Below are 26,662 nucleotides of genomic sequence, written 5' to 3'. Positions count from 1 at the left end.
GCCCCAAGTGACACCGGGCGGGCCGCCCCAAGTGACACCGGGCGGACCGACCCAAGTAGCACAGGGCGGACCGCCCAGGACGGTGGACGATGATTCTCACGAAGCTGGTGCGAAGGCAATTGACGATCTTCGCGATCCTGGCGGTGATAGGCATGAGCGCAGCGGCTATCTCGTACCTGAGAGTTCCGACCATGCTCGGAATCGGGCGCTATTCGGTGACAGTCGAACTGCCGGACGCCGGTGGCCTGTATCGGAACGCGAACGTGACCTATCGCGGCGACACCATCGGTCAGGTCAGATCGGTGCGTCTATCTCCGGGAGTGGTACGCGCCGAATTATCTTTGGAGAGTGCGGTTCCCGTTCCCTCCAGCGGGCTCGCAGTAGCGGTGCGAAGTGTGTCGGCCATCGGCGAGCAATACGTCGACATGCAACCGAGAACCGCGGACGGACCCTTTCTGGCCGACGGAGACGTGATCGGCCCCGACGCTGTCACGATCCCGACCGAGATCGGACCGGTCCTCGATCAGGCGCAGGCGATGCTCGCATCGGTACCGCAGGACAAGTTGCGGTCGGTGATCGACGAGTCCGCGGCAGCATTCGGTGGCAGGGGAGAGGACCTGGCTCGTCTGCTGGATTCGACCACCTCGTTCGTCGATCAGATGTCTGCTGCCACAACCCCGGCCACGACGCTCGTACAGCAGTTGGATCCGCTCCTTCAGACACAGGTGGTGACGGGCGATCAGATTCGCCAGTGGGCGTCCAGTGTCGCTCAACTCAGTGGACAGTTGGAGGTCGCCGACGGGTCCGTGCGCAACATCCTCGAGACCGGACCGGGCTTCGCGACTGAAGCCGACCTGCTGTTTCAAGGCCTCAAACCCACTTTGCCTGTGCTGCTTGCCAATTTCACCAGCACCGCTCAGGTGGCTTTGACGTACAACGCCGGGTTGGAGCAGGTGCTCGTCATCTTGCCGCCACTGGTCGCGGCACAGGAAACCGTCGTACAACGCGGGCAGGTGGACGGCGCCGCGAACGTCAACTTCCACCTCCAAGCGCAGGACCCTGCGGCCTGCTCGACCGGCTACCTTCCGGCCGATCAGCGACGAGACCCGACCCAGATGAGTGTCCCGGACACCCCGGCCGACTTGTACTGCAAAGTTCCGCAGAACTCGGTCTTCGCAGTTCGTGGATCCCGGAACATTCCCTGTATGGAGGTACTGGGTAAACGAGCACCGAGCCCGGAGATCTGTCGGAGCCCAGATCCGTACGTCCCCTCGGGAACCAATGCGCCCGGCGAGTTGTACACGGGGCCAGACGGAGTCGACTATCAACATACGGAATTGGCTCCTGCTGCTTCCGATTCGGGGGAGGGTGAGCCGTGGCAACAGTTGCTGATGCCGACGAATCGCTGAGGGGCGAGGTGCTGGAGCCGGTCAGAGGGAAACGCGGTGTTCTCACTGCCCTGGCATGGATCGCACTCGCGGCTCTGAGCGTCGTTGTGGTCTTCGGTGCTCTGGCAGTTCGATCCGACCGGGCGCGCGAGACCCAGCGTCAAGAGTACGTCGACGGTGCGGTCGCAGGAGCCCTCGCTCTGATCGACGTTCACTCCGCCACAGTCGACGAGGATCTCGCGACGCTACAGGCGCTGAGTACGGGGGCCTTTGCCGACGAACTGAAGTCCGGCGAATCTGCGTTCGTCGCGTCCATCCGTGATTTTGCCGTCGATTCCGACGGGCGTGTCGACACCGCAGCCTTGGCATCGGAGTCCGGTACCTCGGGGGTGGTGCTGATCGCCGCCTCTGCTCAGGTCGCCAATTCAGCGGGAGAGTCTTCGGCTCGAACCTACCGTCTGCGCGTCGGTGTCGAGGACGTCGACGGGCGGGTACTGATGTCGAGTGTGGAGTTCGTGCCGTGAAGCGCATGGTCATAGCGCTTGCAGCGTTGGTCTTGATGGGAGTCGGCGGCACTGCGATCTGGAGTCACCACCGTTCGGGGGACGCTGAAACCGCACGTGCCGAGGTGATCGGTGTGGCGCCCACGCTCGTCGAGAAGCTCCTGAGCTACAACAGCGATACCGTCGACGACGATCTCGCACGAGCGGCCGAAGGCGCCGGCGGATCGTTTCAGGACAGTTTCACCGAATTCGGATCGAAAACAGTTGCCCCACAGTCGAAGGAGCAGGGAATCAGCACGAAAGCCCGAGTCGTCGATGTCGGTGTGCTCTCCGTTGCCGCGGACCGCGCGGAAGTGCTCGTGTTCGTCGATCAGATCACGACGAGTACCGCGCAACCGGCACCTGCGTCGACGTCGAGCCGAGTCGAGGTGACGCTCGATCGAGTCGAGGGAACATGGTTGGTGAGTGCCATGACTCCGGTCTAGTGGAGGTTGTCGCGACCCGCCATGATCAGCCTGGCAGTGACTTCGAGACGATCTGCGATCTGCGAATACGACTCGTACCCCATGCCTGCTCGGACAAGCGCTCCGGACCAGGAGATTTCGAGTGCTTCGAGTACGTCGGGATCGTACGACGGACCCAGTGCCTCGATGAGTCGCTCGCGGATGTTCTTGCCGATACGTCCGCGGAGGTGTTCGACGTCGGGATCGTTGCCCATCATCGCCGTGGTCACTGCCGCCGCCAGCTCCGGTTCGTCGGAGACGAGCAGTGCGACGCTGCGTAGGACCGAACAGACCTGCGCTTCCCGTTCCGCCTCCGGGGAGGGCTCGTGGGGTACCGCGTCGAGGCGACGCCAGAACAGTTCTGCCACAAGGTGACTCTTGGACGAGAAATAGGTGTATGCCGTGGCTGCGGCGACACCGGCTTCCGCTGCCACCATTCGCACAGTCAGATCGGCAAACCCTTTGTCGCGCAGGACCGTGATCGCTGCCGCGGTCAATCGATCGACGGTTTCGGCTTGCTGCTGTGTGAGCCGTCGACGAGTGGACTCGAACTTGGTCTTACCAGACATGTGTCCAGACACTACGGGATCAGACCCATGCGAGCAAAGTGTGCGCTATCACCGCCTGTTCTCGCTCCCGCTCGGTGTCATGTGTCGCTCCCGCTCGGTTTCATGTCTCGCTCCCGCTCGGTGGGAGAGAATTTCGAACCCCCGCAATCGGCTAAGCCCATGTGTTAGAACGATTTCTAGAACACGTTCGCAAATGCGCCCAGAATCGGAGAGGCTGATTATGACGAAGTGGGACGAGACGTGCGACGTACTCGCTGTGGGATCAGGCGGCGGACTCACCGGCGCGTACACGGCAGCCCGCGAAGGCCTCGACGTCATTGCGATCGAAGCAACCGACAAGTACGGCGGAACAACGGCGTACTCGGGCGGCGGCGGAATGTGGTTCCCGTGCAACGCCGTTCTTCATCGGGGCGGGGACGACGACACCATCGAGGATGCGCTGGAGTACTACCGATCAGTGGTGGGTGATCGTACGCCCGCCGACGTTCAGGAAGCCTACGTTCGAGGTGGCGCCGGGTTGATCGACTACCTCGAAGAGGACTCGAACTTCGAGTTCCAGATACTGCCGTGGCCCGACTACTTCGGTGAAGAGCCCAAGGCTCGAGCGAGCGGACGGCACATTGTTCCCAAGCCGATGAACGCGAACAAGCTGGGTGCGCTTCGTGATTCGCTTCGTCCGCCGCTGGCGACGGAACGGCTGGGGGAGGAGTTGCCGAAGTACCTCGTCGGCGGCCAGTCGTTGATCGGTCGATTCCTGTTGGCTCTTGCGGAACTCCCGAACGCCACCATGCACCTGAAGACCACTCTCGAGGAACTGGTTGTCGAGGACGGAGTGGTGGTCGGAGCCGTCGTCGACCGAGATGGTCGGCGTCGAACCATTCAGGCACGCAGAGGAGTGATCCTCGCCGCCGGTGGATTCGAGCAGAACGAGACCTTGCGGGCCGAATTCGGTGTCCCCGGATCCGCTCTCGACACGATGGGTTGCCCCGGCAACCTCGGGAAGGCACACCAGGCGGCCATCGCCGCGGGCGCCGACACCGACCTCATGGGAGAGGCCTGGTGGTCGCCGGGACTGACCCATCCGGATGGCCGCTCCGCGTTTGCGCTGTGGTTCACCGGCGGAATCTTCGTGGACGACGACGGTCGCCGATTCGTCAACGAATCAGCGCCGTACGACCGCTTGGGTCGCGCCGTCATCGAACACATGCGGGCAGGGAAAGTAACCACGCCGTACTGGATGATCTACGACAACAGAGAAGGCGCAGTGCCGCCGGTGAAGGCGCCCAACGTACCCATGGCACAGACGGAGCAGTATGTGGATGCGGGGTTGTGGAAGAGTGCACAGACACTCGAAGACCTCGCTGCCCAGATCGATGTTCCCGCAGCGGAACTGGTGGAGACCGTGAAGCGATTCAACGCGTTTGCGGCGACTGGCGTCGACACGGACTTCGGTCGAGGAGACACTGCGTACGACCGCGCCTTCTCCGAGGGGGCTTCGCCGCTCGTACCGATCGCTCAAGGGCCGTTTCACGCTGCCGCTTTCGGCATCTCCGACCTCGGGACCAAAGGTGGTCTACGGACCGACGCGACCGGGAGGGTGCTCAAAGCCGACGGTACGGCGATTGCCGGGTTGTACGCGGCGGGGAACACGATGGCAGCGGCCAGCGGGACTACGTACCCCGGCGGTGGAAACCCGATCGGAGCGAGCATGCTGTTCAGTCACTCGGCTGCACTCGACCTCGCGAAGCTGCCGTCTTGATCATCAATAGGCTCGTCTCGGGAATGTGGTCAGGCCTTGCCGAGTCCGGCGGCGATTCCCTTGTCCAGTTGGGTGAGCATTGCTGTACCCAACGACGAAAGCTGGGCGACCTGGCGATCGTCGAGGCCCTCGAAGAGGAGACCTTGAACTGAGGCGACGTGCGGCGGCGCGGCCGCGACCACCTTTGCCATTCCCTCGTCGGTGAGCACTGCGTTGGAGCCGCGGCTGCCACGAATGACTTCCCGTTTCACCCAGCCGGCCTTCTCCATCTTCGTGATCACGTGCGAGAGGCGGGACAGGGACGCGTTCGCGCGCTGGGCCAGTACCGACAACTGGAGCTTGTGGTCGGGGGCGTCCGAGAGTGCCGCGAGTACGAAGTATTCGAAGTGTGTGAGTGCCGAATCGCGTTGTAGTTGAGTGTCGAGTGCGGCAGGCAACCGTGTCACGAGAGCGATCAGTGTCAGCCATGCTTCTTGCTGCTCGGCTGTGAGCCACTTCGTCTGAGACTGCGCGTCGGGCTGCGCGGTCGGTTCACTCATCGGTGACTTCTCCTTCGGGTCGAGCATTCTTCGTGCACGGAGCGTGCTTGTGTACAGCGTCTCAGACGCATGTCCAGAAGAATCCTGCGGGGAATAGTTGCGGGACGCAAGTGTTGAGTTCTATATTAGGTTGAACCTTCAACTTACGACGAATGTCTATCCCGAGGAGTCCGTATGTCCACCACAACCATGCCTGCGCTGTATCTCAGCCACGGTGCTCCGCCGCTGGTGGACAGCGCGTTGTGGGTTGACCAGTTGGGGGCGTGGGCCGGCGATCTTCCGCGGCCGACGGCAATCCTCGTCGTATCGGCGCACTGGGAATCAGCACCGCTGACGATCGGATCGACGACCACGGGCACCCCGCTCATCTACGACTTCGGTGGTTTTCCCGAGAGGTTCTACCGCGCGAAGTACAACTCTCCCGGCGCTCCGGAACTCGCCGCCCAGGTTGCCGCGTTGATGCCGGACAACGAACGCGTGGTTCAGCAGCCGAATCGAGGCCTGGATCACGGTGCCTACGTGCCGCTCACGGTGATGTACCCGGACGCAGACATTCCGGTACTGCAAATTTCGCTGCCAACCCTCGATCCCGAGCGTTTGCTCCATCTCGGACAGCGCCTACGGCCACTCCGTGAGCAAGGTGTACTGATCGTGGGATCCGGATTCACCACGCACGGGCTACCGTTCCTGCGCGATCCGTCACCGGAGGCGCAGGCCCCGGGATGGTCGGCGGAATTCGACGCGTGGGCAGGGGAGAGGTTCGCTGCCGGTGACGTCGATTCCTTGATCGACTTCCGCGCTCAAGCTCCCGGGATGCCGTACGCGCATCCGACCATCGAGCACTTCGCCCCGTTGTTCGTCACGCTCGGTGCGTCGTCCGATCCGGAACAGGTGCCCACCCAGGTGATCGACGGATTCTGGATGGGGCTTGCGAAGCGCTCGATTCAGGTCGCATAGAGGGTTTAGATCGCGCAGAGAATCAGGTGCCCAGGCACGTCAGCTTCGATTGCGAAGGAACTCGAGCGCCTGGTCTCCGTGGGTGTTGGCGCGTAGTTCACTCGAGATGACTTTGAGGACGGTGCGGTCGGTGTCGATCACGAAGGTCGAGCGTTTGACCGGAGCCAACTTGCCCAGGAGTCCGCGCTTGACGCCGAACTGTTCGGCTACCTTGCCCTCGGTGTCGGCGAGTAGGGGGTAGTCGAAGGATTGTGCGGTGGCAAAGGTGGACTGAGCTTCGACCGTATCGGTGCTGATACCCGCCCGCGAAGCGCCCGCCGCGGCGAATTCGCTGCCCAGGTCACGGAAGTGGCACGCCTCGGCGGTGCACACCGGCGTCGAGGCTGCCGGGTAGAAGAAGAGGACCAAGGGGCCGTTCTCGAGCAGGCTCGTCAGCGAGCGCGGAGTTCCGTCCTGGTCGGGCAGCGAGAAATCGGGGGCGAGTTGGCCTGGTTTCATTCGGCCGAGGTTACCCGCGCACGACGACCGTGTGGGGGAGCCTGGGATGATGGAGGCATGCACGGCGAGCCCACCTCCATGTCCGCACGGTCGTCCGACACCGCGATCGTCGGTGACGCGTCCGATTCCACCACCACCCGGGAGCAGTTCCGTGCCCTCGCAGCTGAGCACCGGGTCGTTCCGGTCACTCGGAAAGTGTTGGCGGACTCCGAAACTCCGCTCTCGGCATACGAGAAGTTGGCCGGCAATCGTCCAGGCACCTTCTTGCTCGAGTCGGCCGAGAACGGTCGTTCGTGGTCGCGGTGGTCGTTCATCGGCGTCGGAAGTCCGGCTGCACTGACCGTCGTGGACGGAGAGGCGGCCTGGTACGGCAACGTTCCGGCCGGTGCTCCGGCCGGCGGCGACCCGATCGACGCGCTCGGCGCCACCCTCGAGCTGCTTCGTTCGGAGCGGCTGCCCGACCTGCCACCGCTGACCGGCGGAATGGTCGGATTCCTCGGCTACGACGCGGTGCGGCGCCTCGAGAGATTGGGTGACTCCGCGGTCGACGACCTGCAGATCCCCGAGATGGTCATGCTGCTTGCCGCCGACATCGCCGCAGTCGATCACCACGAAGGGGCGATCACCCTCATCGCCAATGCCGTCAACTGGGACGGCACGGACGAGCGCGTCGACACGGCGTACGACGACGCAGTCGCCAGGTTGGACGCGATGACTCGTGCTCTCGCGGCGCCGGCGAAATCGACGGTGTCGACATTTTCGAAAGCGACTCCGAACTACCGTCGTCAGCGCACCACCGAGAGCTTCGGTGTCGATGTCGAAAAGTTGATCGGCGACATCGAAGCGGGCGAGGCATTCCAGGTAGTTCTCTCGCAGCGATTCGAGATCGATTGCACTGCAGCACCGATCGACGTGTACCGGATGCTGCGAGCGTCGAACCCCAGCCCGTACATGTATCTGCTCAACGTGCCGAACGGTGATGGAGAGACGGCGTTTTCGATCGTCGGTTCGAGCCCTGAGGCACTGGTAACCGTCGCCGAGGGCGTCGCGACAACACACCCGATCGCTGGAACCAGATGGCGCGGTGCCACAGAGGAGGACGACATCCTGCTCGAGAAGGACCTCCTCGCCGACGAGAAGGAAAACTCCGAGCACCTCATGCTCGTCGATCTGGGGCGAAACGATCTGGGTCGTGTCTGTCGCCCGGGCACGGTGAAGGTGCACGACTACCGGCACATCGAGCGGTACAGCCACGTGATGCATCTCGTATCGACGGTCACCGGACATCTGGCCGAGGGAAAGCACGCTCTCGACGCCGTCACCGCATGCTTCCCCGCTGGAACCCTCTCGGGGGCGCCCAAGGTCCGTGCGATGCAGCTGATCGAAGAACTGGAACCGACCAGGCGCGGTATCTACGGCGGCATCGTCGGCTACCTCGACTTCGCCGGCGACGCCGACACCGCGATCGCGATCCGAACGGCATTGATCAAGGACGGGATCGGATACGTCCAGGCGGGCGCCGGCGTCGTCGCCGACTCGGATCCGGTCTACGAGGACACCGAGGCCCGCAACAAGGCGATGGCAGTGCTGAGCGCGATTGCGTCGGCGCACACCCTGCGCACCATCGGAGGTGACGATCAGTGAGTGAGAACGAGTCGAGTGCAGCGGAGCCTACAAGCGCGTCTCGTGGCACCGCCGTGCCGAGAACGCTTCTGCTGGCGTTGTCGGCAGCAGCTCTGTGGGGCAGCTCACGAATGACGTGGGTTCATCTGACCTCGAGCGACGGCAAGACGCTGGAGAGGACGACGGATCTCGACGGCAGCACCTGGGCGGCGGCGATGACTCCGCTCGCGCTCGCGCTTCTGGCGGCGATCGCGGCGTCGTTTGCGGTGCGAGGTTGGGCACTTCGGGTAGTCGGACTGTTGGTTGCCCTCGTCGCCGTCGCGGTAGCGGTTCCGGCAGTGCAGTTGTTGGTGTCCGGAGCCTCTGCGGACCGAGCGGTGGACTTGGCCGAGTTGTCCGGTCACCCGGAAGATCTCTCGACGACTGTTTCGGTACTGCCTGCCTTGCTTGCGTTGCTCGGAGCGGTGGCGGCGCTCGGCGCGGCAGTACTTCTGATGCGCAAACCTCCAGTGCGAGGCGGGTTGTCGTCGAAATACGACAACCCTGCCGCGCGCCGCGAGGCCGCAGCAAAGCTCGGTCAGGGAGACAAACCTGCATCGGACGAGCCTGTGACACAACGGATGTTGTGGGATGCGCTCGACGCCGGAGAGGACCCGACAGCGACTGACGGGGACGACGGAGTTGGGGGAGACAACGGCGCGAAACCGGGGTCGTCCCACTGAGTAAGACTGAACCCTCACCTGCGTGGGTACCCCGACGGAGTAGCAAAATTTCGTCCCACTAGGCTGAGACCACCCTGATGACGTCTCTCACATCGGGCTCTTGCCCAGAAAGGATTCGGGCCACGATGACCGTACTCGACTCGATTCTCGACGGGGTGCGCGCTGATGTCGCCGCCCGCGAAGCCGTACTCGACTTCGCTGCAGTCAAGGCTGCTGCGGCCGCTGCACCGCCTGCACTCGATGCTGCAGCAGCACTTCTGGAATCGAGCATCGGCGTCATCGCCGAGGTCAAGCGAGCGAGCCCCTCAAAGGGTGCGCTGGCCGACATTGCCGATCCCGCAGAGCTTGCCGCGGCTTACCAAGCCGGTGGCGCACGCATCATCAGTGTTCTCACCGAAGAGCGCCGTTTTCACGGCTCGTTGGCCGACCTCGACGCAGTCCGTAAAGCGGTCACCATTCCGGTGCTCCGCAAGGACTTCATCGTGGGGCCGTACCAGATTCACGAGGCTCGCGCTCACGGCGCCGACGTCATCTTGCTGATCGTCGCGGCACTCGAGCAGCAGGCGCTCGCCTCGTTGATCGATCGCACCGAATCTCTGGGAATGACTGCCCTCGTCGAGGTGCACACGGAGGAAGAAGCCAACCGCGCGCTCGAAGCCGGCGCCAAGGTGATCGGTGTGAACGCCCGCAATCTCAAGACTCTCGAGGTAGACAAGAACACCTTCGGTCGCATCGCTCCCGGTCTTCCGACCGAGACGATCAAGATTGCCGAGTCCGGTGTTCGCGGAACTGCCGATCTGTTGGCGTACGCCGGGGCGGGCGCCGACGCAGTGCTCGTCGGTGAAGGCCTCGTGACCAGCGGCGATCCTCGCAAGGCCGTCGCAGATCTGGTCAATGCAGGTGCGCACCCGTCCTGCCCCAAACCGTCTCGATAAATCGCTGCACCCGCCCGGCGTGCTTTGATGCACCCGGGCGGTGACCAGCGACACCGTTGGGGCAGACTGGTGGGGTGACTTCACGTACTCAGGAACCAGGCTCCGGTGCAATATTCAAGGGCGGCAATCTGCCGCCGGCCAGCGCGGGACTCACCGAGCGCTCCCACGATCCCGATGCCGGAGGCCATTTCGGCGTCTACGGCGGACGGCATGTGCCGGAAGCCCTCATGGCGGTTATCGAGGAAGTCACTGCGGAGTACGAAAAGGCTCGAGCGGACGACACGTTCTTGAACGAACTCGATCGCTTGCAGCGCGATTACACCGGGCGCCCGTCGCCGATTTTCGAGGCAACGCGAATGAGCGAGTTCGCCGGCGGTGCGCGCATCCTTCTCAAGCGTGAAGATCTGAACCACACCGGTTCTCACAAGATCAACAACGTTCTCGGTCAGGTTCTGCTGGCAAAGCGTATGGGCAAGACCCGCATCATCGCCGAGACCGGAGCGGGCCAGCACGGTGTGGCATCGGCCACCGCCTGTGCACTGCTCGGTCTCGAGTGCGTCATCTACATGGGTGCTGTCGACACCGAACGGCAAGCACTGAACGTCGCGCGCATGCGACTTCTCGGCGCGGAGGTCGTCTCGGTCGAGACCGGTTCGCGCACGCTCAAGGACGCGATCAACGAAGCCTTGCGCGACTGGGTTTCCCACGCGGACAACACCTATTACTGCTTCGGTACCGCGGCAGGCCCGCACCCGTTCCCCACCATCGTTCGCGACTTCCAGCGAGTGGTCGGCCTCGAAACACGCGTCCAGGTTCAGGCACTGACCGGCCGCCTGCCCGATGCGGTCACAGCCTGCGTCGGAGGCGGCTCCAACGCAATCGGAATCTTCCACCCGTTCATCGACGATCTGTCGGTACGGCTGGTTGGCTACGAAGCAGCCGGCGACGGTGTCGAAACCGGAAGGCATGCAGCAACGTTCGCCGGCGGTACCCCTGGTGCATTCCAGGGTGCCTACTCCTACCTGCTCCAGGACGAAGACGGTCAGACCATCGAATCGCACTCGATCTCTGCTGGTCTGGACTACCCGGGCGTCGGACCCGAGCACGCTTACCTGAGCGATATCGGGCGCGCGACCTACGAACCCGTCACCGACAGTGAAGCCATGGATGCGCTGCTGCTGCTCTCGCGCCGCGAGGGCATCATCCCGGCCATCGAATCGGCCCACGCCGTCGCCGGCGCACTCCGACTGGGCAAAGAACTCGGTGAGGGCGCGATCATCGTCGTCAATCTCTCCGGTCGCGGTGACAAGGACATGGACACCGCCGCAAGCTGGTTCGGTCTTTTCGACGGCGCCTCAGGTCAGGCAGCCGCTCCGGATGATGCAGCAGACGAGAACGACAACACGGAAGGCTCGGACAAGTGAGCGAACGACCATCACGCCTCGCACCCACCTTTGCCGCGTGCAAGGCTGACAAACGTGCCGCCCTCGTCGGTTACCTGCCTGCCGGTTATCCGACCGTTCCCGAATCGATCGACGTGTTCAAGGCGATGGTCGACGGTGGCTGCGACATCATCGAAGTCGGTGTCGCGTATTCCGATCCGGTCATGGACGGTCCGACCATCCAGCGTGCAGCCGAAACCGCACTCACCAACGGCGTTCGCCTTCGCGACATCTTCACCGTGATCGAGCAGATCAGTTCGGTCGGCGGCAAGGCCGTCGTGATGACCTACTGGAACCCGGTACTGCAGTACGGCGTCGACAAGTTCGCACGAGACCTCGCTTCCGCCGGCGGGCTCGGACTGATCACCCCCAACCTCATTCCGGAAGAAGCCGGCGCCTGGATGGAAGCATCCGAGGAGCACCACCTCGACCGGATCTTCCTTGTCGCTCCGTCCTCGACGGAAGAACGACTCGCGATGACACTCGATGCGAGTAGTGGATTCATCTACGCGGCCTCGACGATGGGTGTCACCGGCGCTCGCGACGCCGTGTCTTCGATGGCTCCGGAACTGACCGCACGGATCCGCGCGCATTCCGACATTCCTGTCGGCGTCGGATTGGGAGTTCGCTCCGGCGCACAGGCTGCCGAAATCGCGGCATACGCCGATGCCGTCATCGTCGGCTCGGCTCTGGTCTCCGCGGTCGAGAACGGCCTGGGAGCGGTTCGCTCGCTCACCGAAGAACTCGCCGAGGGCGTCCGCTCGGCTACCGTGGCGTCGTGACCTCAACTGTGGACCTGCTGGCCTATATCCCCAGCCCGCCCCAAGGCGTCTGGTACGTCGGACCGGTGGCGCTTCGCGCCTACGCGCTCTTCATCATCCTCGGCATCATCGTCGCGATCGTGTGGGGAGATCGTCGTTGGGTCGCCCGCGGCGGCGAGAAGGGGACCGTTCTCGACATCGCGATCTGGGCCGTTCCCTTCGGTCTGATCGGTGGCAGGCTCTACCACGTTTTGACCGACTGGCCCGCTTATTTCGGCGAGAACGGTCAGCCACTCGACGCACTCAAGGTGTGGCAGGGAGGCCTCGGAATCTGGGGAGCAGTGTTCCTCGGCGGCATCGGTGCGTGGATCGGCTGCCGTCGACGCGGCATTCCGGTGTCCGCGCTCGGTGATGCGATTGCGCCCGGAATCTTGCTCGCGCAGGCCATCGGTCGTATCGGCAACTACTTCAACCAGGAGTTGTACGGTCGCGAGACCACCGTCCCGTGGGGCCTCGAGATCTTCGAGCGTGTGAACTCTTCCGGCCAGCTCGATCAACTGGCAGGTGTCTCCAACGGAGAAGTCATTCGGGTCGTTCACCCGACTTTCCTCTACGAAGCTGTGTGGAACGTCCTGATCGTGATCCTGCTGGTCCTCGTCGACCGCCGATTCAAGATCGGCCACGGACGCCTGTTTGCTCTGTACGTCGCGGGCTATTGCCTGGGCCGGTTCGTCGTCGAACTGATGCGCGACGATTTCGCCTACGAGATCGCCGGCATTCGAGTCAACACATTCACTTCGGGGATCGTGTTCTTCGCCGCACTGGCCTACTTCTTCCTGGCGAAGAAGGGGCGTGAGGATCCGGCTGATTTGAAGTCGAAGGACTACGTCGCTGCGGTAGCTGCCGGCGAAGCAGGAGTCGCGGCGCCAGTTACCGAAACTGATTCGGCGAAGGCCGACGCGAAAGGCGCCGACGCTGAAGATTCTGAATCCGATGCTGCTGAATCCGCTTCCAGTGAGGCAAGCGACTCCACGGCAGCGTCGGATGAGTCGTCGGACGCGGTGAAGCTGTCGAAGAAAGACAAGCCGTGACAGGTCCCTATTCGCAGGGGGGATTCCCCGAGGATCAGGGACCGGTCTACGGCGCGCCCAATCCGTACGGATATCAGCAGCCATTGCCGCCTCCATCGATGTACGGGTTCGGAGATCCCTACGCCCCGTACGGTCGGCACCCGGTAACCGGGGAACCGTATTCCGACAAGTCGAAGGCCACCGCTGGACTGTTGCAGATCTTGCTGGGCTTCTTCGGAATCTGTGGAGTCGGGCGCCTCTATATCGGAAGTGTCGGCATCGGATTGTGCCAACTGCTCGGCATGTTCTTCGCGCTGTTCATGTCGGCGTTCCTCATCGGAATTCCATTTGCGATCGGAATCTGGATCTGGGCGTTCATCGACGGCATCGTGATACTTTCGGGCAATGCGCGGGACGGTGCTCGCCGGCCATTGCGAGGATGAGTCGCGAGCGCGAACCGAGGAAACATGTGTGGGGGACTGGCCTCGAGAAGGTCGAACCTTCTCGAAGTCCGATAACAAAAGCTATTACGTACCGTCGTCGAATCGAAGGAAAGTACGTTGCCTAACTTGAACAAGAATCCGGAACCTTCCGAGTCGGGGGACTCGTCTGGATCACAGCCGCCGGTTCCACCGCAGTTCGGGTCGCCGTTCGACTACGACGCGACGGCGGATGCGTCGTTGACGGAAACCTCGGCACCCACCGAAAAGACGCCGTCGACGGAGACCACCGGCACCGGTCCAGGCTGGGACACTTATTCGGGAGTCGGAAACGGTCCGGGGTGGGGAAACCACCCCATCTACCCGCCGCCGACCGGAACCGAATCGACCACAGCGTTTCCCGCTGCCGATTCTGATTCCACCCCGAATCAGCCCACAGCGCCGTACACGTCGCAGGAAAGCTACGCCGCTCAGAACTATCCGGCGACCGATTATCCGGCGCCGGACTACTCGAGGCCGACCCAAACCCCGACGGACGGTCCCGTCTACGGTGCACCGGCAGATCAGACTCCGAATCCCTACGCGGCTCCGCCGCAGGGATACCCCCAGCCGGGATACTCACAGCCGGGTTACGGTCAGCCTCAGGGGTACCCACAAGCTCCGGGTTATCCTCAGCCTGGCTACGGCCTGGTCGACCCGTCCGCACCATACGGACGTGACCCGATGACCGGTGAACCGTACTCGGACAAGTCGAAGACGACTGCCGGATTGCTGGGCATTCTGCTCGGCGGATTCGGTGCAGGACGTTTTTATCTCAACCAGCCCGGCATGGCTGTCGCACAGATCGCGGTCACTTGGTTGACGTGTGGAATCGGTGGCATCTGGCCGCTCATCGACGGAATCATGATGTTGACCGGCAGTGTGCGCGATCAGTACAACCGCCCTTTGCGTAGCTGATCGAAACGACCGTCGGCAAGTGTGACCCCCTGATGCCTCGTTGTCAGGGGGTCACCGTTTTGCTCTCGCGACCTGCGGTTATGGGCTGATAAACTAGCGCTCGTCGGCTGCATGTCCGCGTGGAGGTCGCCGAGTGCCGTTTTCTCGAATACCTGAACCTCGAGGCCTGTACGACCCCGATCAGGAAACCGATTCGTGTGGTGTAGCCGTGGTAGCAGACACCTCTGGACGCCACCTGCATTCCGTTGTCGACGATGCGCTCGCGGTCCTGGGCAATCTCTCCCATCGCGGCGCAGTTGGGCGCGAATCCAACAGCGGAGACGGCGCGGGCATTCTGATTCAGCTGCCGACGGAGTTCTTCGACGCGGTGACCGAGTTCGAGCTTCCACCACCCAACGCGATGGGTGAGAACACCTACGCGGCCGGAAACTGCTTTCTCCCGGTGGATCAGGAAGCACGTCGGCGCGCGGTAGTTCGGATACACCGGTACGCAGCGGCAGAAGGACTGCAGATTATCGGGTGGCGAGAGGTGCCGGTCGACCGAGACTGCGTCGGAACCGTTGCCGCGCAGTGCGCTCCGTACATCAGTCAGTGTTTTGTGACGTGCGCCGAGTCACGAGATCGTAGTGTGGGCGGAATTGCCTTGGACCGACGAGTCTTTGCCCTCAGGAGACAAGCCGAGCGGATTCACTGTGCCGACACTGCAGTGTATTTCCCCTCGTTGTCCGCCCGAACCATCGTGTACAAGGGCATGCTGACGCCGACGCAGTTACCCGGTTACTTCACCGACCTACGCGACGACCGAATGCGAACTGCGTTGGCAGTAGTGCACAGTCGATACTCCACGAACACATTTCCGTCGTGGCCACTCGCTCAACCGTATCGCTGCATCGCCCACAACGGCGAGATCAATACGATTGTGGGAAACAGGAATTGGATGCGCGCTCGCGAGCCGATGCTGCGGAGCACACTTTTAGGTGGGGACATCGATCGCCTGTTTCCGATCTGCACCCCGGGAGGATCCGACTCTTCGTCGTTCGACGAAGTACTGGAGCTTTTGACGCTCGGGGGCCGCAGTGTGCAACACGCCATCGCGATGATGATTCCCGGAGCCTGGGAGAACGATTCTTCGATGCCCGACGAGATAAAGGCCTTCTACCAATTTCACGGTTGTCTGATGGAACCGTGGGACGGTCCGGCGTCCGTGACGTTCAGCGACGGCATTGTTGTCGGGGCCGTGTTGGATCGCAACGGTCTTCGCCCAGGGCGATGGTGGCGGATGAAGAACGACCGTATCGTGTTGGCCAGTGAGAGCGGTGTGTTCGACGCTCCCACGTCCGAGGTGTTGGAGAAGGGGCGCCTCGAACCGGGACGCATGTTTCTCGTGGACACCGCTCGCCATCGGATCGTTTCCGATGCGGAGATCAAGTCCGAACTCGCGAGCACAGCCCCCTACCGGGACTGGGTCGACGGGGGATTGGTCGACCTCGAGGAAATCCCCGAGACTGCGCCTGCCCGAGGCGATCCGGCTCCGCTGTTGCAACGGCAGTTGCTCTTCGGATACCACGCCGAGGACCTGCGGGACATTATTGTCCCGATGGCAAGCTCAGGATCGGAGCCGTTGGGATCGATGGGTGTCGACACGCCTCTCGCCGTTCTTTCGGATCGGCCGAAGCTGTTGTACGACTACTTTATTCAGCTCTTTGCTCAGGTGACCAACCCGCCTTTGGACGCGATTCGCGAGGAAGTCGTCACAACGCTTGGTGTCACCCTCGGCGCTGAGCAGAACTTGTTCGAAGCGTCGGCGCTGTCGTGCCGAAGGATTGTTCTCGATAAACCGGTGATCGGACCGGTGAAGATGGCGAAGGTCGCCGAACTGTGCGGCGCAAGAACTCCGAGAAGCGCTGTCCTACGGGGAGGTTTCGATCCGAGAGGCAGTCTCGCCGAAGGCGTCGAGAGGCTTCGTGAGTCCGCCCGAACAGCCGCCGCAGCCGGTATCGAGATTCTGGTGATCTCCGACCGTGGATCAGGCCCTGAGCAGGCTCCCATTCCGTCATTGCTCGCAGTATCAGCCGTGCACCACGATCTGGTTCGTCATGGCCTGCGGACCAAGGTTTCCCTCGTCGTCGAGTCGGGTGACGCGCGCGAAGTTCATCACATCGCGCTGCTGATCGGCTACGGTGCGGCGGCTGTCCACCCGTATCTTGCTCTCGAATCGGTAGAAGCACTCAGCGAGCAAGACGAACTTCCCGGGATAAATTCGGAAAAGGCATCGGACAACTATCTGAGAGCGGCAAATTCCGGCGTGCGCAAAGTGATGTCGAAGATGGGAATCGCTACGGTTCACTCCTACACGGGCGCACAGGTATTCGAGGCCGTGGGCTTGGGTCGAGAGTTGGTCGACGAATACTTCTGCAACACACGGAGCCGGATCGGCGGGATCGGTATCACCGAAGTCGCGCGAGAAGTTCTGATGCGTCACGCGGCTGCGTTCTCGTCGTCCGCAGTGCAGCATCGTCAGTTCGACAATCGTCAGTTGACCGACAGCGGACAATACCGGTATCGCCGCGGTGGTGAATTGCATGTGTTCACACCCGAGTCCGTGTTCTTCCTTCAGCATGCGACCCGGACGGGGCGAAGTGAGATGTTTCGTCGCTACAGCGATGAAGTCGATCGACTGAGCGCGCAGGGCGGAACACTTCGGGGATTGATTCGATTTCGGTGTGAGGTTCGTCCGCCGATTCCGCTCGATCAGGTCGAACCCGTCGAGTTGATTCTCGCTCGATTCAACACCGGTGCGATGAGCTACGGTTCCCTCTCTGCGGAGGCGCACGAGACGATGGCGGTTGCGATGAATGCTCTCGGCGGGCGTTCCAACACCGGTGAGGGCGGAGAGTCGCCGGAGCGGTTGCGTGACGACAAGCGTCGAAGCGCAGTCAAGCAGGTCGCGAGTGGGCGCTTCGGGGTGACCAGCGATTACCTGGTCAATGCCACCGACATTCAGATCAAGATGGCCCAAGGTGCCAAGCCCGGTGAAGGAGGGCAGCTTCCGGGGTCCAAGGTGTACCCGTGGATCGCGGAAACCCGGTACTCGACACCTGGAGTCGGGCTCATTTCCCCGCCCCCGCACCACGACATCTATTCGATCGAGGATCTCGCCCAATTGATCTACGACCTCAAATGCGCGAACGATCGCGCGCGGATACACGTGAAGTTGGTCAGCGCAGCCGGAGTCGGGACTGTTGCGGCAGGTGTGGCCAAAGCGCACGCCGACGTGGTGCTGATCTCCGGTCACGACGGCGGGACGGGTGCTGCGGCACTCTCGTCCATCCACCACGCGGGTACGCCGTGGGAGATCGGGCTGGCCGAAACTCAGCAGACCCTGGTGCTCAACGGGTTACGCGATCGGATCGTCGTCCAGTGTGACGGGGGTTTGCGCACGGCGCGGGACGTCGTCGTCGCCGCGTTGCTGGGAGCGCAGGAGTACGGGTTTTCCACGGCGCCACTCATCGCGGCCGGGTGCGTCATGATGCGGGTATGTCACCTCGACACCTGCCCTGTCGGAGTAGCGACGCAGAATCCCGAACTGCGCGAGCGATTCACCGGCCGACCCGAGTACGTCGAGAACTTCTTTCGCTTCATCGCCGACGACGTACGACGGCTGTTGGCAGAACTGGGGTTTCGAAGTATCGACGATGCTCTGGGGCACGCAGACGTATTGGAAATGTCTCCGGCGGTGGCACATTGGAAGAGTCGCACGTTGGACCTCTCACCACTCTTCGACGTTCCGGCCGCGCCGGCCGGCGCGGCCTACCAACCGTATGTACCTGTTTCGAGCGAACTCGAACGCACCCTGATCAAGTTGGCTGCGAACTCCCTCGAGGACGCTCGACCCGTGCATATCGAACTGCCAGTACACAATACGGATCGAGCGGTGGGAACGAGGCTGGGCGCTGAGGTGACCAGACGCTACGGCGCCGTCGGGCTACCTCAAGGCACCATCGACGTCGTGCTCCGTGGAACGGCAGGCCAGTCACTCGGTGCGTTCCTGCCACCGGGCATCTCGCTGGTCGTCGTCGGCGATGCAAACGATTACGTGGGAAAGGGGCTCTCGGGTGGACGAATCGCGCTTCGGCCGAGTGAGGACGCACCCTTCGTGGCCGAGGAGCAGGTGATTGCCGGCAATACGCTGCTGTACGGCGCTACGAGCGGTGCGCTCTATGCCCGGGGGCGTGTCGGGGAACGATTCGCGGTGCGCAACTCGGGTGCGGTCGCTGTGGTGGAAGGCGTCGGCGACCATGCGTGCGAGTACATGACCGGGGGTCGCATCGTCATCATCGGCCCAACCGGTAGGAACCTTGCTGCGGGAATGTCCGGCGGACTTGCCTTCGTACTCGACGTGAAGGCAGAAAAGGTCAACCGCGACATGGTCGTTCTGGAGCAGCCCTCGGCGGAAGACTGTCGTCAGCTGGTCGACATTCTCGGCGCGCATTTGGCCGCTACCGGTTCGCCGGTGGCGGCGAAACTACTCGACGACTGGGGTGGACAGAGTCCGAGATTCACCAAAGTCTTGCCTGTCGATTATCAGAAGGTCGTGGAAGAGAACCAACTGGTGGAGCCGGCTCATGCCTGACCCACGCGGGTTCCTCAACGTGAAACGATCCGGCGCACCGACCAGACCGACCGACGTGCGCGTCGGCGACTGGGCGTCGGTATACGAGTCGCTGGATCCCGTCGTGCGAAATCGAGACGTATCTGCACAGGCCTCGCGTTGCATGGACTGCGCTGTGCCGTACTGCCATTCGGCCGACATAGGGTGTCCGCTCGGCAATCTCATTCCGGAATGGAACGACCTGGTTCGGCGTGGACGGTGGTCCGAAGCCTCGGAGAATCTGCATTCCACCAACAATTTCCCCGAGTTCACCGGACATCTGTGCCCCGCACCGTGCGAAACGGCGTGCGTTCTCGCACTCGACGACGAGCACACGTCGGGGGGTGTCACCATCAAGCGCATCGAACAGGCGATCGTCGACAACGCCTGGGAGTCGGGTTCACTGGGACCACGGCCGCCGGTAGTTCACAGCGGAAACCGTGTTGCGGTTGTCGGTTCGGGACCGGCGGGACTGGCCGCGGCTCAACAACTGACACGAGCCGGACACAGTGTCACGGTGTTCGAGCGGAGCGATCGGATCGGGGGACTGCTTCGCTACGGAATTCCGGAATTCAAGTTGCCCAAGGCCCTCATCGACCGGCGGCTGGACCAACTGACCGCCGAGGGGATCAGATTCGTCACCGACTGCGCCGTCGGAGTGAACGTGAGCGCGCACGACCTCTCGACGGAATTCGAGGCGGTAGTCCTGGCGGTCGGGGCTGATCGTGCCAGAGACACCGACGTACCGGGTCGTAGTCTTCGCGGAATCCATCGTGCGATGACGTACCTGCGTGCGGCCAACCGCGAATGCGAGGGTGATGGTGCGTCGAGCATCTCGGCGCGAGGTAAGAACGTCGTGATCATCGGTGGCGGCGACACGGCCGCCGACTGCCTCGGCACGGTGCATCGCCAAGGCGCCCTCTCGGTGACGGAATTGGATTACCACGTCCCACCTCCGGCACGCCGCGATCGAGATCGCGACCCATGGCCGCTGTGGCCGCGGCTCCTACGCACCTCGCCGGCGGACGAGGAGGGCAGTGACAAACGATTCCGATGGGCGGCGCAGGAATTTCTCGACGACGGTGACGGTGCGGTCCGTGCAATCCGGATGGTTCCGGTAGCCGTGTCACGAGCGAAGGACGGACAACGGACCCTGGTGGAGACCGGCGACACGACGGATCTGGTGTGCGAGATGGTCCTGCTCGCTCTGGGTTTCGACGGCGTCGAAACCGCCCCGCTGCTCACCGACCTTGATGTCGGCACCGATCCACTCGGCAGAATCGAGTGTGATGTCGGGTGGCAGACCCGGACACCCGGCGTATTCGTCTGCGGCGACGCGCATCGCGGGGCGTCGCTGGTCGTGTGGGCGATTGCCGAGGGACGGTCGGCCGCACGTGCCGTCGACATGTTTCTCACAGGCGAGTCGGCGCTTCCGGCTCCGGTTCCTCCAAAGGCATTTCCGCTGTTCGTGAGCTGACCAACTGAATCGAGTAAGTACAGAAAGTGCAGGTCGCAAATGCCGGATAGAAGTGCGGTGGGGTAGCGACTAGGCTCGAGCCGTGAACCGACGGACAAAAATTGTATGCACACTTGGACCTGCGACAGCTTCTGGCGACCGCATCCGTGAGCTCGTGGAGAGCGGCATGGACGTGGCGCGCCTCAACTTCAGCCACGGCGAGCATGCCGATCACGAAGAAAACTACATTCGCGTCCGCGCCGCGTCGGACGCCACCGGAAAGGCCGTCGGTGTTCTCGCCGACCTTCAGGGGCCCAAGATTCGCCTCGGCCGATTCAAGGACGAGCGGACCACCTGGGCCAACGGTGAAGAGGTTCGTATCACCGTCGACGACGTCGAGGGAACGCACGATCGCGTCGGGACCACGTACAAGGAATTGGCGCGCGACGCCAAGGCCGGCGATCGACTGCTGGTCGACGACGGAAAGGTCGGCCTGGTCGTCACGTCCATCGACGGCAACGACGTCGTCTGTCGGGTCACCGAAGGCGGTCCGGTCAGCAACAACAAGGGCCTCTCACTGCCCGGTATGAACGTCTCCGTTCCAGCCCTGTCGGGCAAGGACATCGCCGACCTCGAGTTCGCTCTCAAGCTGGGTGTCGACTTCATTGCACTCTCCTTCGTTCGCTCACCGGCGGACGTCGAATTGGTTCACGCCATCATGGATCGAGTCGGGCGCCGCGTTCCCGTCATCGCGAAGCTCGAGAAGCCCGAGGCCATCGACAATCTCGAAGCCATCGTGCTCGCGTTCGACGCCGTCATGGTCGCCCGCGGTGACCTCGGTGTCGAGTTGCCGCTCGAGCAGGTCCCGCTCGTTCAGAAGCGCGCAATCCAGATTGCTCGTGAGAACGCGAAGCCGGTCATCGTCGCGACGCAGATGCTCGAGTCGATGATCGAGAACTCACGTCCCACTCGCGCAGAGGCATCCGATGTCGCCAACGCCGTTCTCGACGGCGCCGACGCAGTCATGCTCTCGGGCGAGACTTCGGTGGGCAAGTACGTCATGGAAACCGTTCGCACCATGGCCCGCATCGTCGAGGCCGTCGAGAACGAATCAACCCGTGTCCCACCGTTGACCCACGTCCCGCGCACCAAGCGCGGTGTCATCTCGTACGCAGCACGCGACATCGGCGAACGTCTCGACGCCAAGGCCTTGGTTGCGTTCACTCAGTCCGGTGACACGGTGCGTCGACTGGCTCGTCTGCACACGCCGCTGCCGTTGCTCGCCTTCACACCGCTGCCCGCGGTGCGCAGTCAGCTGACGCTGACGTGGGGAACTGAGACGTTCCTGGTCGATGCGGTGGCCACCACCGACGAGATGGTGCGTCAGGTGGACAGTGCGTTGCTCTCCCTCGGGCGGTACGTCAAGGGCGACCTCGTGGTCATCGTTGCCGGATCCCCTCCGGGAACTGTCGGTTCCACCAACCTCATTCACGTCCACCGTATCGGCGAAGAGGACCACTGAGTGACCCACGCGAACGCGTCCACCGACCTCGGTACTCTCCTCGGTCTGTTGGATCTGGAGCAGATCGGTGAAGACGCGTTCCGTGGATACCACCCGAAACAGGTAGGTTCGCGGACGTTCGGCGGTCAGTTGGTGTCTCAGGCACTGATGGCCGCCGGGCGGACCGTCGACGGTGATCGCCCCATCCATGCGGTGAATGCCCATTTCATTCGCGGCGGAGATGTCAAGGCGCCCATCGAGTATCGGGTGGATCGTCATCGCGACGGGCGGGCGTTCGCCAACCGTCAGGTGACTGCCTATCAGGGTGAGAACGAATTGTTCGTGATGCTCGCGGCGTTCCAGGACTCCGGCAAGGGGCTCGACCATGCTGTCGAGATCCCGGATGTTCCACTTCCGGAGTCGTTGCCTCCCATCGGCGATCATCTGGTGGGGTACGAGGAGAAACTGCCGCATTTCAGTGCGGCGCTCAAGCCGATCGACATGCGGTACGCCAACGATCCGGCGTGGATCCTCAAGGGCACCGGCGAGAAACTCAACCACAATCGGGTGTGGATGCGCCCCGACGGTGATCTGCCGGACGATTCGCTCATTCATGCTGCGACGCTGGCATATTCGTCCGACACCACCGTGCTCGATTCGATTCTGACCACTCATGGTTTGTCCTGGGGTCATGATCGTATCGTCGCGGCGACGGTCAATCATTCGATCTGGTTCCATCGCCCGTTCCGGTTTACCGACTGGGTTCTGTACGCCACCGAATCGCCGGTCGCCGCAGGTTCGCGCGGTCTGGCAACCGGACGGTACTTCTCGGTGGAAGGACTGCTGTTGGCGACGGTGGTCCAAGAAGGAATGATCAGGCATTTCCCGCGCAAAGGGGAATGAGATGCGGGCCCGAGACTGAACTCGGGCCCAGAATCAAGCAGACTTGCGATATTGCGGTGAGAGTTCGTCGGCGCGGTCCCACGGAGACCAGTCGACTTCGCGTCCATCGAGTTGGGCCGCAACAACTTCCAAGCCCGCGTGCCAGCCGGCAGCGTGGGCGTACGCGGACTCTTCGTCTTCCATCGTGTGGGTGAGGGTCAGCCAGCAACCGCCGGTGCCGTCCGGTGCCAGTTCCCAATGCAGAGTATCTGCGTCCCAGAGGAATTCGAGAATTCGGTGCGGGTGGACGCTGATGACCGTCCCGCGCGTCACGTGATCTGCGGGCAGTCCGAATCGCTCGACTTGTTCCGGGGTCACCTTGAACAGCAGATCCGCGCCTGGAGTGAGATTGAAATCGACGTCCGCCGGGAACCAGGCGTCGAGGTACTCGCGTTCCGTTATCACTTTCCAGACCTTGTCCGGTGCGTGCGGAATTGCCAGTTGGAAGCTCAGTGACACCCGACCGTCATAGGTCAGGTTTATCTTGCCGTTGTCCATCGGTGCCTCCAATGCTTGGTGCCCGTGCGGTTGCCCCCATCGTGCCATCTAATTGCTTGGGATGGAATAACTGCAGGTCAGATCGTTACCTATTGATAGGTTATGTCGATTTGTCTCGTTTTGAGAGCGGCGTTCCGGATGCGTTTCGTGGCAGTGAGACTAACGCGCGGTACGCTGACCAAGCACGACTGGCGCGGGTGGGAATTACCACCGGGGAGTGCACATCGCGAGGCATCGACCGCCTGGGTGCTTCACACATCTTGTGTGAAGGGGATCCATGTCTATCGAGAATCGGCCCACCGAAAATCTGTCTACCGAAAATCTGCCCAGCCAGAACGTGGCCGCTCGAATAATCAACGGACGCGCAATTGCCGATGCTGCGCTCGCGGACCTGTCAGTGCGCACGAGGCAGTTTCGTGATGAGACGGGGCACGTTCCTTGCCTGGCCGCCGTCATCGTGGGAGCGGACCCGGCCTCGAAGGCGTATGTACAGATGAAGGCCAAACGGTCTGTCGCCGTCGGAATGACGTCGCGGACGGTCGAACTCCCGGTGAGTACAACCACCGAAGAACTAGTCGACGTGCTGAGAGCGTTGTCGGCGGACCCTTCGATCGACGGCATACTGCTGCAGCACCCGGTGCCAGGCCACATCGACGAACGGGCTGCGTTCGATGCCATCTCGGCCGACAAAGACGTTGACGGCGTTACCTCGGCAGCGTTCGCGGCAATGGCGTTGACCGGTGGGGGATTCGAATCATGTACACCGAGTGGCATCCTGCGCCTGCTCGACGCCACAGGCGTCGAACTCACCGGAAAGCATGCTGTCGTGGTCGGCCGAAGCCCGATACTCGGATTGCCGATGGGAATGCTCCTCCTGCGTCGAGGCGCAACGGTGACGTACTGCCATTCGCGAACCGTCGACCTGGCCGCCCACGTCGCCTCGGCAGACGTCGTCATCGCGGCCGTCGGTGTTCCGGAACTGATCAAAGGGGCGTGGATCAAGCCTGGGGCAGTGGTGATCGATGCGGGGTACAACGCGGGCAACGTCGGAGATGTGGAGTACGCCGCCGCGCTCCCACATGCCGGTGCGATCACACCGGTGCCGGGTGGCGTCGGCCCCATGACGGTTGCCGTCCTGCTGGAACAAACACTGGCAGCAGCAGTTCGAGCAGCGGAAGTTCGGGCATGTAGTGAGAATCATGACAGTCGTGTTGGACCGGACCCAGCAATCGCCTCGGATCGATTGTGAGACCTCGGTTTCGAGACGGAGTATTCATCCGCCCCTCGATAACCGAATTACCGCGTCGAGCACCGCTGCGATGGAATGGCTGAGCTGAGCGCGCAATTGGGTATTCGACAGTCAGCTGTCTGCCGTGGGGATGTCGATCATCAACTGGGACGGTGAATCGGATGTCGATACGGTGTATGCCGGACGGATGTCGACCGTGCCGACAAACGACTGCAGGATCGCACTGTTCCTGGCCGCACTGTCTATGCGCGTGATGTTTTCGCCCTCGTGAGATATGGAGTTGAGCGACGAATCCGATTGGACTCCCATCAGGTCGACTTGAAGTATCGATCGACTTCCGACGTCCACGACTGTGCTGTCACCCGCTCGGATTGCTTCGCTGATATATTCGGTTTTCCAGAACACTGATCCATTTCCGTCGAATCGGTAGGTGATTCGGGTGAAACCATCGTGATCGGTCACGTCGATCTCGGTCACGTCGACGCGCGGAGTCGGTGAAGGGACCTCCGTGTCGTTCGGGAACGGGGGAGGCATGGAGATCTCGGTGGATGGGGCATCGATAGGGGGAGAGCCGACCTGAAGGGTGCCGGTCTGTGTTGCAGCATCGAGCGCGGCCTGGGTGGAAGATTCGCCGGCAGTGCTGGATTGGCCGGCAGTATTGGATTGGCCATCTGTTTGACACCCGGTGAGCAGCGCGAGAATCGATATGGCTCCGAGCAGAGCAATCAGGCGACGACCGTTCATGGATCGAATCTAACGGCGGTCGATCTGGGTTACAGCTGAATGCCGAAACCTTGCGGTGCGGCCAGCTGCGGCAGGTGGTGCCCTCGGTGAGACTCGAACTCACACTGGACGGGTTTTGAATCCGTTTCCTCTGCCAATTGGGATACGAGGGCTTGTTGCGATGACTACATTAGAAGATGCGATTTCAATGTCAAACACCGGTACCCTCTAATCGTTCGCGTCTCGTGTCGGGGCGGTTCGATGGAGGAGGATGGTGGCCATGAATTCGCCGCAGCCGCAAGGCAATCAGCTCGCACCCCGTCGTGTTGTCGTCGCTGAAGACGAGGCGTTGATCCGCATGGATCTGGTCGAGATGCTCCGCGAAGAGGGCTACGACGTCGTCGGTGAGGCCGGTGACGGGCAGGTTGCGGTGGAGTTGGCCGAGTCGCTCAAGCCTGATCTGGTCATCATGGACGTGAAAATGCCCAGGAGAGACGGCATCGACGCCGCTTCGGAGATTGCCGCCAAACGCATCGCTCCTGTTGTCATTCTCACAGCGTTCAGTCAGCGCGAGTTGGTCGAGCGCGCACGCGATGCCGGCGCCATGGCTTACTTGGTAAAGCCGTTCTCGATCAGTGACCTCGTTCCCGCTGTCGAATTGGCGGTCAGTCGTTTCCGCGAGGTGACGGCGCTCGAGCGTGAGGTCGCTGATCTTTCCGACCGGCTCGAAGCACGCAAGCTGATCGAGCGAGCCAAGAGTGTTCTGATGGTTCGCCAAGCGCTCACCGAACCTGAGGCGTTCAAGTGGATTCAGCGCGCCGCGATGGATCGGCGCTCCACGATGAAGGCGGTCGCACAGGTCGTACTGGAAACTCTGGGCGGTGAACCGGACGCTTGAGCAAAGTGTCCGGGTTACCCGGTTGCTGCGTCGACCGTCGAAACGTCGCGCAGCGCTACAGCCGTGTAAACACTGTGC

24 protein-coding genes and 1 tRNA gene are annotated in these 26,662 nt (G+C 62.5%); 19 read left to right on the top strand and 6 right to left on the bottom strand.

Annotated elements, in window-relative coordinates:
• Window positions 1–89: 89 nt before the first annotated feature.
• Genes RWT78_RS15720 through RWT78_RS15710 form a run of 3 tightly spaced genes read left to right on the top strand, consistent with a single transcriptional unit; the run spans window position 90 to window position 2,376 of the window.
• Entirely contained in the window at window positions 90–1,409 is a 1,320-nt protein-coding gene (locus RWT78_RS15720; protein WP_003944037.1) for an MCE family protein, read from the top strand.
• Entirely contained in the window at window positions 1,376–1,912 is a 537-nt protein-coding gene (locus RWT78_RS15715) for a hypothetical protein (RefSeq protein ID WP_100084687.1), read from the top strand. The genes RWT78_RS15720 and RWT78_RS15715 overlap by 34 nt, the downstream gene beginning before the upstream one ends.
• A gap of 5 nt (window positions 1,913–1,917) precedes the next feature.
• On the top strand, window positions 1,918–2,376 hold the full coding sequence (locus RWT78_RS15710) for a hypothetical protein (protein ID WP_232508999.1): 459 nt from the start codon (window positions 1,918–1,920) through the stop codon (window positions 2,374–2,376).
• On the opposite strand, the gene RWT78_RS15705 is transcribed toward RWT78_RS15710, so the two are convergent.
• The gene (locus tag RWT78_RS15705; protein WP_003943994.1) at window positions 2,373–2,963 is read right to left on the bottom strand and encodes a TetR/AcrR family transcriptional regulator; all 591 of its coding nucleotides are present in this window, start codon (window positions 2,961–2,963) and stop codon (window positions 2,373–2,375) included. The two genes, RWT78_RS15710 and RWT78_RS15705, sit on opposite strands and share 4 nt — an antisense overlap.
• 220 nt (window positions 2,964–3,183) lie before the next feature.
• Between RWT78_RS15705 and RWT78_RS15700 the strand changes: the two genes are divergently transcribed.
• Window positions 3,184–4,722, top strand: a complete 1,539-nt coding sequence (locus RWT78_RS15700) for an FAD-binding protein (protein WP_003944001.1) — start codon at window positions 3,184–3,186, stop codon at window positions 4,720–4,722.
• Window positions 4,723–4,751: 29 nt separating this feature from the next.
• Here RWT78_RS15700 and RWT78_RS15695 read toward each other — a convergent pair whose 3' ends face one another.
• Window positions 4,752–5,261, bottom strand: coding sequence for a MarR family winged helix-turn-helix transcriptional regulator (locus tag RWT78_RS15695; RefSeq protein ID WP_030536759.1), 510 nt, complete (start codon window positions 5,259–5,261; stop codon window positions 4,752–4,754).
• A gap of 174 nt (window positions 5,262–5,435) precedes the next feature.
• On the opposite strand from RWT78_RS15695, the gene RWT78_RS15690 reads away from it, so the two are divergent.
• The gene (locus tag RWT78_RS15690) at window positions 5,436–6,218 is read left to right on the top strand and encodes a dioxygenase (RefSeq protein ID WP_003944012.1); all 783 of its coding nucleotides are present in this window, start codon (window positions 5,436–5,438) and stop codon (window positions 6,216–6,218) included.
• A gap of 39 nt (window positions 6,219–6,257) precedes the next feature.
• Here the strand turns inward: RWT78_RS15690 and RWT78_RS15685 are convergent, their stop codons facing one another.
• Window positions 6,258–6,716, bottom strand: coding sequence for a peroxiredoxin (locus tag RWT78_RS15685; RefSeq protein ID WP_003944036.1), 459 nt, complete (start codon window positions 6,714–6,716; stop codon window positions 6,258–6,260).
• A gap of 57 nt (window positions 6,717–6,773) precedes the next feature.
• Between RWT78_RS15685 and RWT78_RS15680 the strand changes: the two genes are divergently transcribed.
• The 12 genes from RWT78_RS15680 to RWT78_RS15625 all read left to right on the top strand — a co-directional run bounded on the left by RWT78_RS15680 (window position 6,774) and on the right by RWT78_RS15625 (window position 23,177).
• On the top strand, window positions 6,774–8,360 hold the full coding sequence (locus tag RWT78_RS15680; RefSeq protein ID WP_007728697.1) for an anthranilate synthase component I: 1,587 nt from the start codon (window positions 6,774–6,776) through the stop codon (window positions 8,358–8,360).
• The gene (locus RWT78_RS15675) at window positions 8,357–9,061 is read left to right on the top strand and encodes a TIGR02234 family membrane protein (RefSeq protein WP_037131248.1); all 705 of its coding nucleotides are present in this window, start codon (window positions 8,357–8,359) and stop codon (window positions 9,059–9,061) included. The genes RWT78_RS15680 and RWT78_RS15675 overlap by 4 nt, the downstream gene beginning before the upstream one ends.
• Window positions 9,062–9,186: 125 nt before the next feature.
• On the top strand, window positions 9,187–9,996 hold the full coding sequence (gene trpC, locus RWT78_RS15670; protein WP_003944016.1) for an indole-3-glycerol phosphate synthase TrpC: 810 nt from the start codon (window positions 9,187–9,189) through the stop codon (window positions 9,994–9,996).
• Window positions 9,997–10,070: 74 nt separating this feature from the next.
• Window positions 10,071–11,420, top strand: a complete 1,350-nt coding sequence (gene trpB / locus RWT78_RS15665; protein WP_070161397.1) for a tryptophan synthase subunit beta — start codon at window positions 10,071–10,073, stop codon at window positions 11,418–11,420.
• Window positions 11,417–12,220 carry a tryptophan synthase subunit alpha gene (gene trpA / locus RWT78_RS15660; protein ID WP_003944010.1) on the top strand — a complete coding sequence of 268 codons (804 nt, stop codon included), beginning with the start codon at window positions 11,417–11,419 and terminating at the stop codon, window positions 12,218–12,220. Before trpB ends, trpA begins: the two co-directional genes overlap by 4 nt.
• A complete protein-coding gene (lgt, locus tag RWT78_RS15655; protein ID WP_003944040.1) occupies window positions 12,217–13,290 on the top strand; it encodes a prolipoprotein diacylglyceryl transferase in 1,074 nt (357 codons plus the stop codon). Before trpA ends, lgt begins: the two co-directional genes overlap by 4 nt.
• Window positions 13,287–13,712 carry a TM2 domain-containing protein gene (locus RWT78_RS15650; protein ID WP_125051160.1) on the top strand — a complete coding sequence of 142 codons (426 nt, stop codon included), beginning with the start codon at window positions 13,287–13,289 and terminating at the stop codon, window positions 13,710–13,712. Before lgt ends, RWT78_RS15650 begins: the two co-directional genes overlap by 4 nt.
• A 126-nt stretch (window positions 13,713–13,838) precedes the next feature.
• Window positions 13,839–14,666 (top strand): TM2 domain-containing protein, encoded by an 828-nt coding sequence (locus RWT78_RS15645; protein WP_003944078.1) that lies wholly within the window; start codon window positions 13,839–13,841, stop codon window positions 14,664–14,666.
• A gap of 133 nt (window positions 14,667–14,799) precedes the next feature.
• Window positions 14,800–19,299, top strand: a complete 4,500-nt coding sequence (gene gltB / locus RWT78_RS15640; RefSeq protein WP_314676505.1) for a glutamate synthase large subunit — start codon at window positions 14,800–14,802, stop codon at window positions 19,297–19,299.
• Complete coding sequence (locus RWT78_RS15635) at window positions 19,292–20,794, top strand: glutamate synthase subunit beta (RefSeq protein ID WP_314676504.1); 1,503 nt, start codon at window positions 19,292–19,294, stop codon at window positions 20,792–20,794. The genes gltB and RWT78_RS15635 overlap by 8 nt, the downstream gene beginning before the upstream one ends.
• Before the next feature lie 82 nt (window positions 20,795–20,876).
• Entirely contained in the window at window positions 20,877–22,295 is a 1,419-nt protein-coding gene (gene pyk, locus RWT78_RS15630) for a pyruvate kinase (protein WP_003944038.1), read from the top strand.
• Window positions 22,296–23,177 (top strand): acyl-CoA thioesterase II, encoded by an 882-nt coding sequence (locus tag RWT78_RS15625; protein WP_003944096.1) that lies wholly within the window; start codon window positions 22,296–22,298, stop codon window positions 23,175–23,177.
• 33 nt (window positions 23,178–23,210) lie between these two features.
• On the opposite strand, the gene RWT78_RS15620 is transcribed toward RWT78_RS15625, so the two are convergent.
• The gene (locus RWT78_RS15620; RefSeq protein ID WP_003944006.1) at window positions 23,211–23,714 is read right to left on the bottom strand and encodes an SRPBCC domain-containing protein; all 504 of its coding nucleotides are present in this window, start codon (window positions 23,712–23,714) and stop codon (window positions 23,211–23,213) included.
• A gap of 277 nt (window positions 23,715–23,991) precedes the next feature.
• On the opposite strand from RWT78_RS15620, the gene RWT78_RS15615 reads away from it, so the two are divergent.
• Entirely contained in the window at window positions 23,992–24,963 is a 972-nt protein-coding gene (locus RWT78_RS15615) for a bifunctional methylenetetrahydrofolate dehydrogenase/methenyltetrahydrofolate cyclohydrolase (RefSeq protein WP_003944084.1), read from the top strand.
• 111 nt (window positions 24,964–25,074) lie between these two features.
• Here RWT78_RS15615 and RWT78_RS15610 read toward each other — a convergent pair whose 3' ends face one another.
• Together RWT78_RS15610 and RWT78_RS15605 are read right to left on the bottom strand one after the other, a co-directional pair.
• Window positions 25,075–25,707 (bottom strand): hypothetical protein, encoded by a 633-nt coding sequence (locus RWT78_RS15610; RefSeq protein WP_314676503.1) that lies wholly within the window; start codon window positions 25,705–25,707, stop codon window positions 25,075–25,077.
• A 75-nt stretch (window positions 25,708–25,782) separates the two neighbouring features.
• Window positions 25,783–25,859 (bottom strand) — tRNA-Leu (locus RWT78_RS15605).
• A 107-nt stretch (window positions 25,860–25,966) separates the two neighbouring features.
• On the opposite strand from RWT78_RS15605, the gene RWT78_RS15600 reads away from it, so the two are divergent.
• Window positions 25,967–26,584 carry an ANTAR domain-containing response regulator gene (locus RWT78_RS15600; RefSeq protein ID WP_003944029.1) on the top strand — a complete coding sequence of 206 codons (618 nt, stop codon included), beginning with the start codon at window positions 25,967–25,969 and terminating at the stop codon, window positions 26,582–26,584.
• Window positions 26,585–26,662 lie beyond the last annotated feature (78 nt).

The organism is uncultured Rhodococcus sp., from assembly GCF_963525155.1.
Classification (GTDB): domain Bacteria; phylum Actinomycetota; class Actinomycetes; order Mycobacteriales; family Mycobacteriaceae; genus Rhodococcus_F; species Rhodococcus_F qingshengii.
This window is presented reverse-complemented; position numbering and strand designations above follow the sequence as displayed.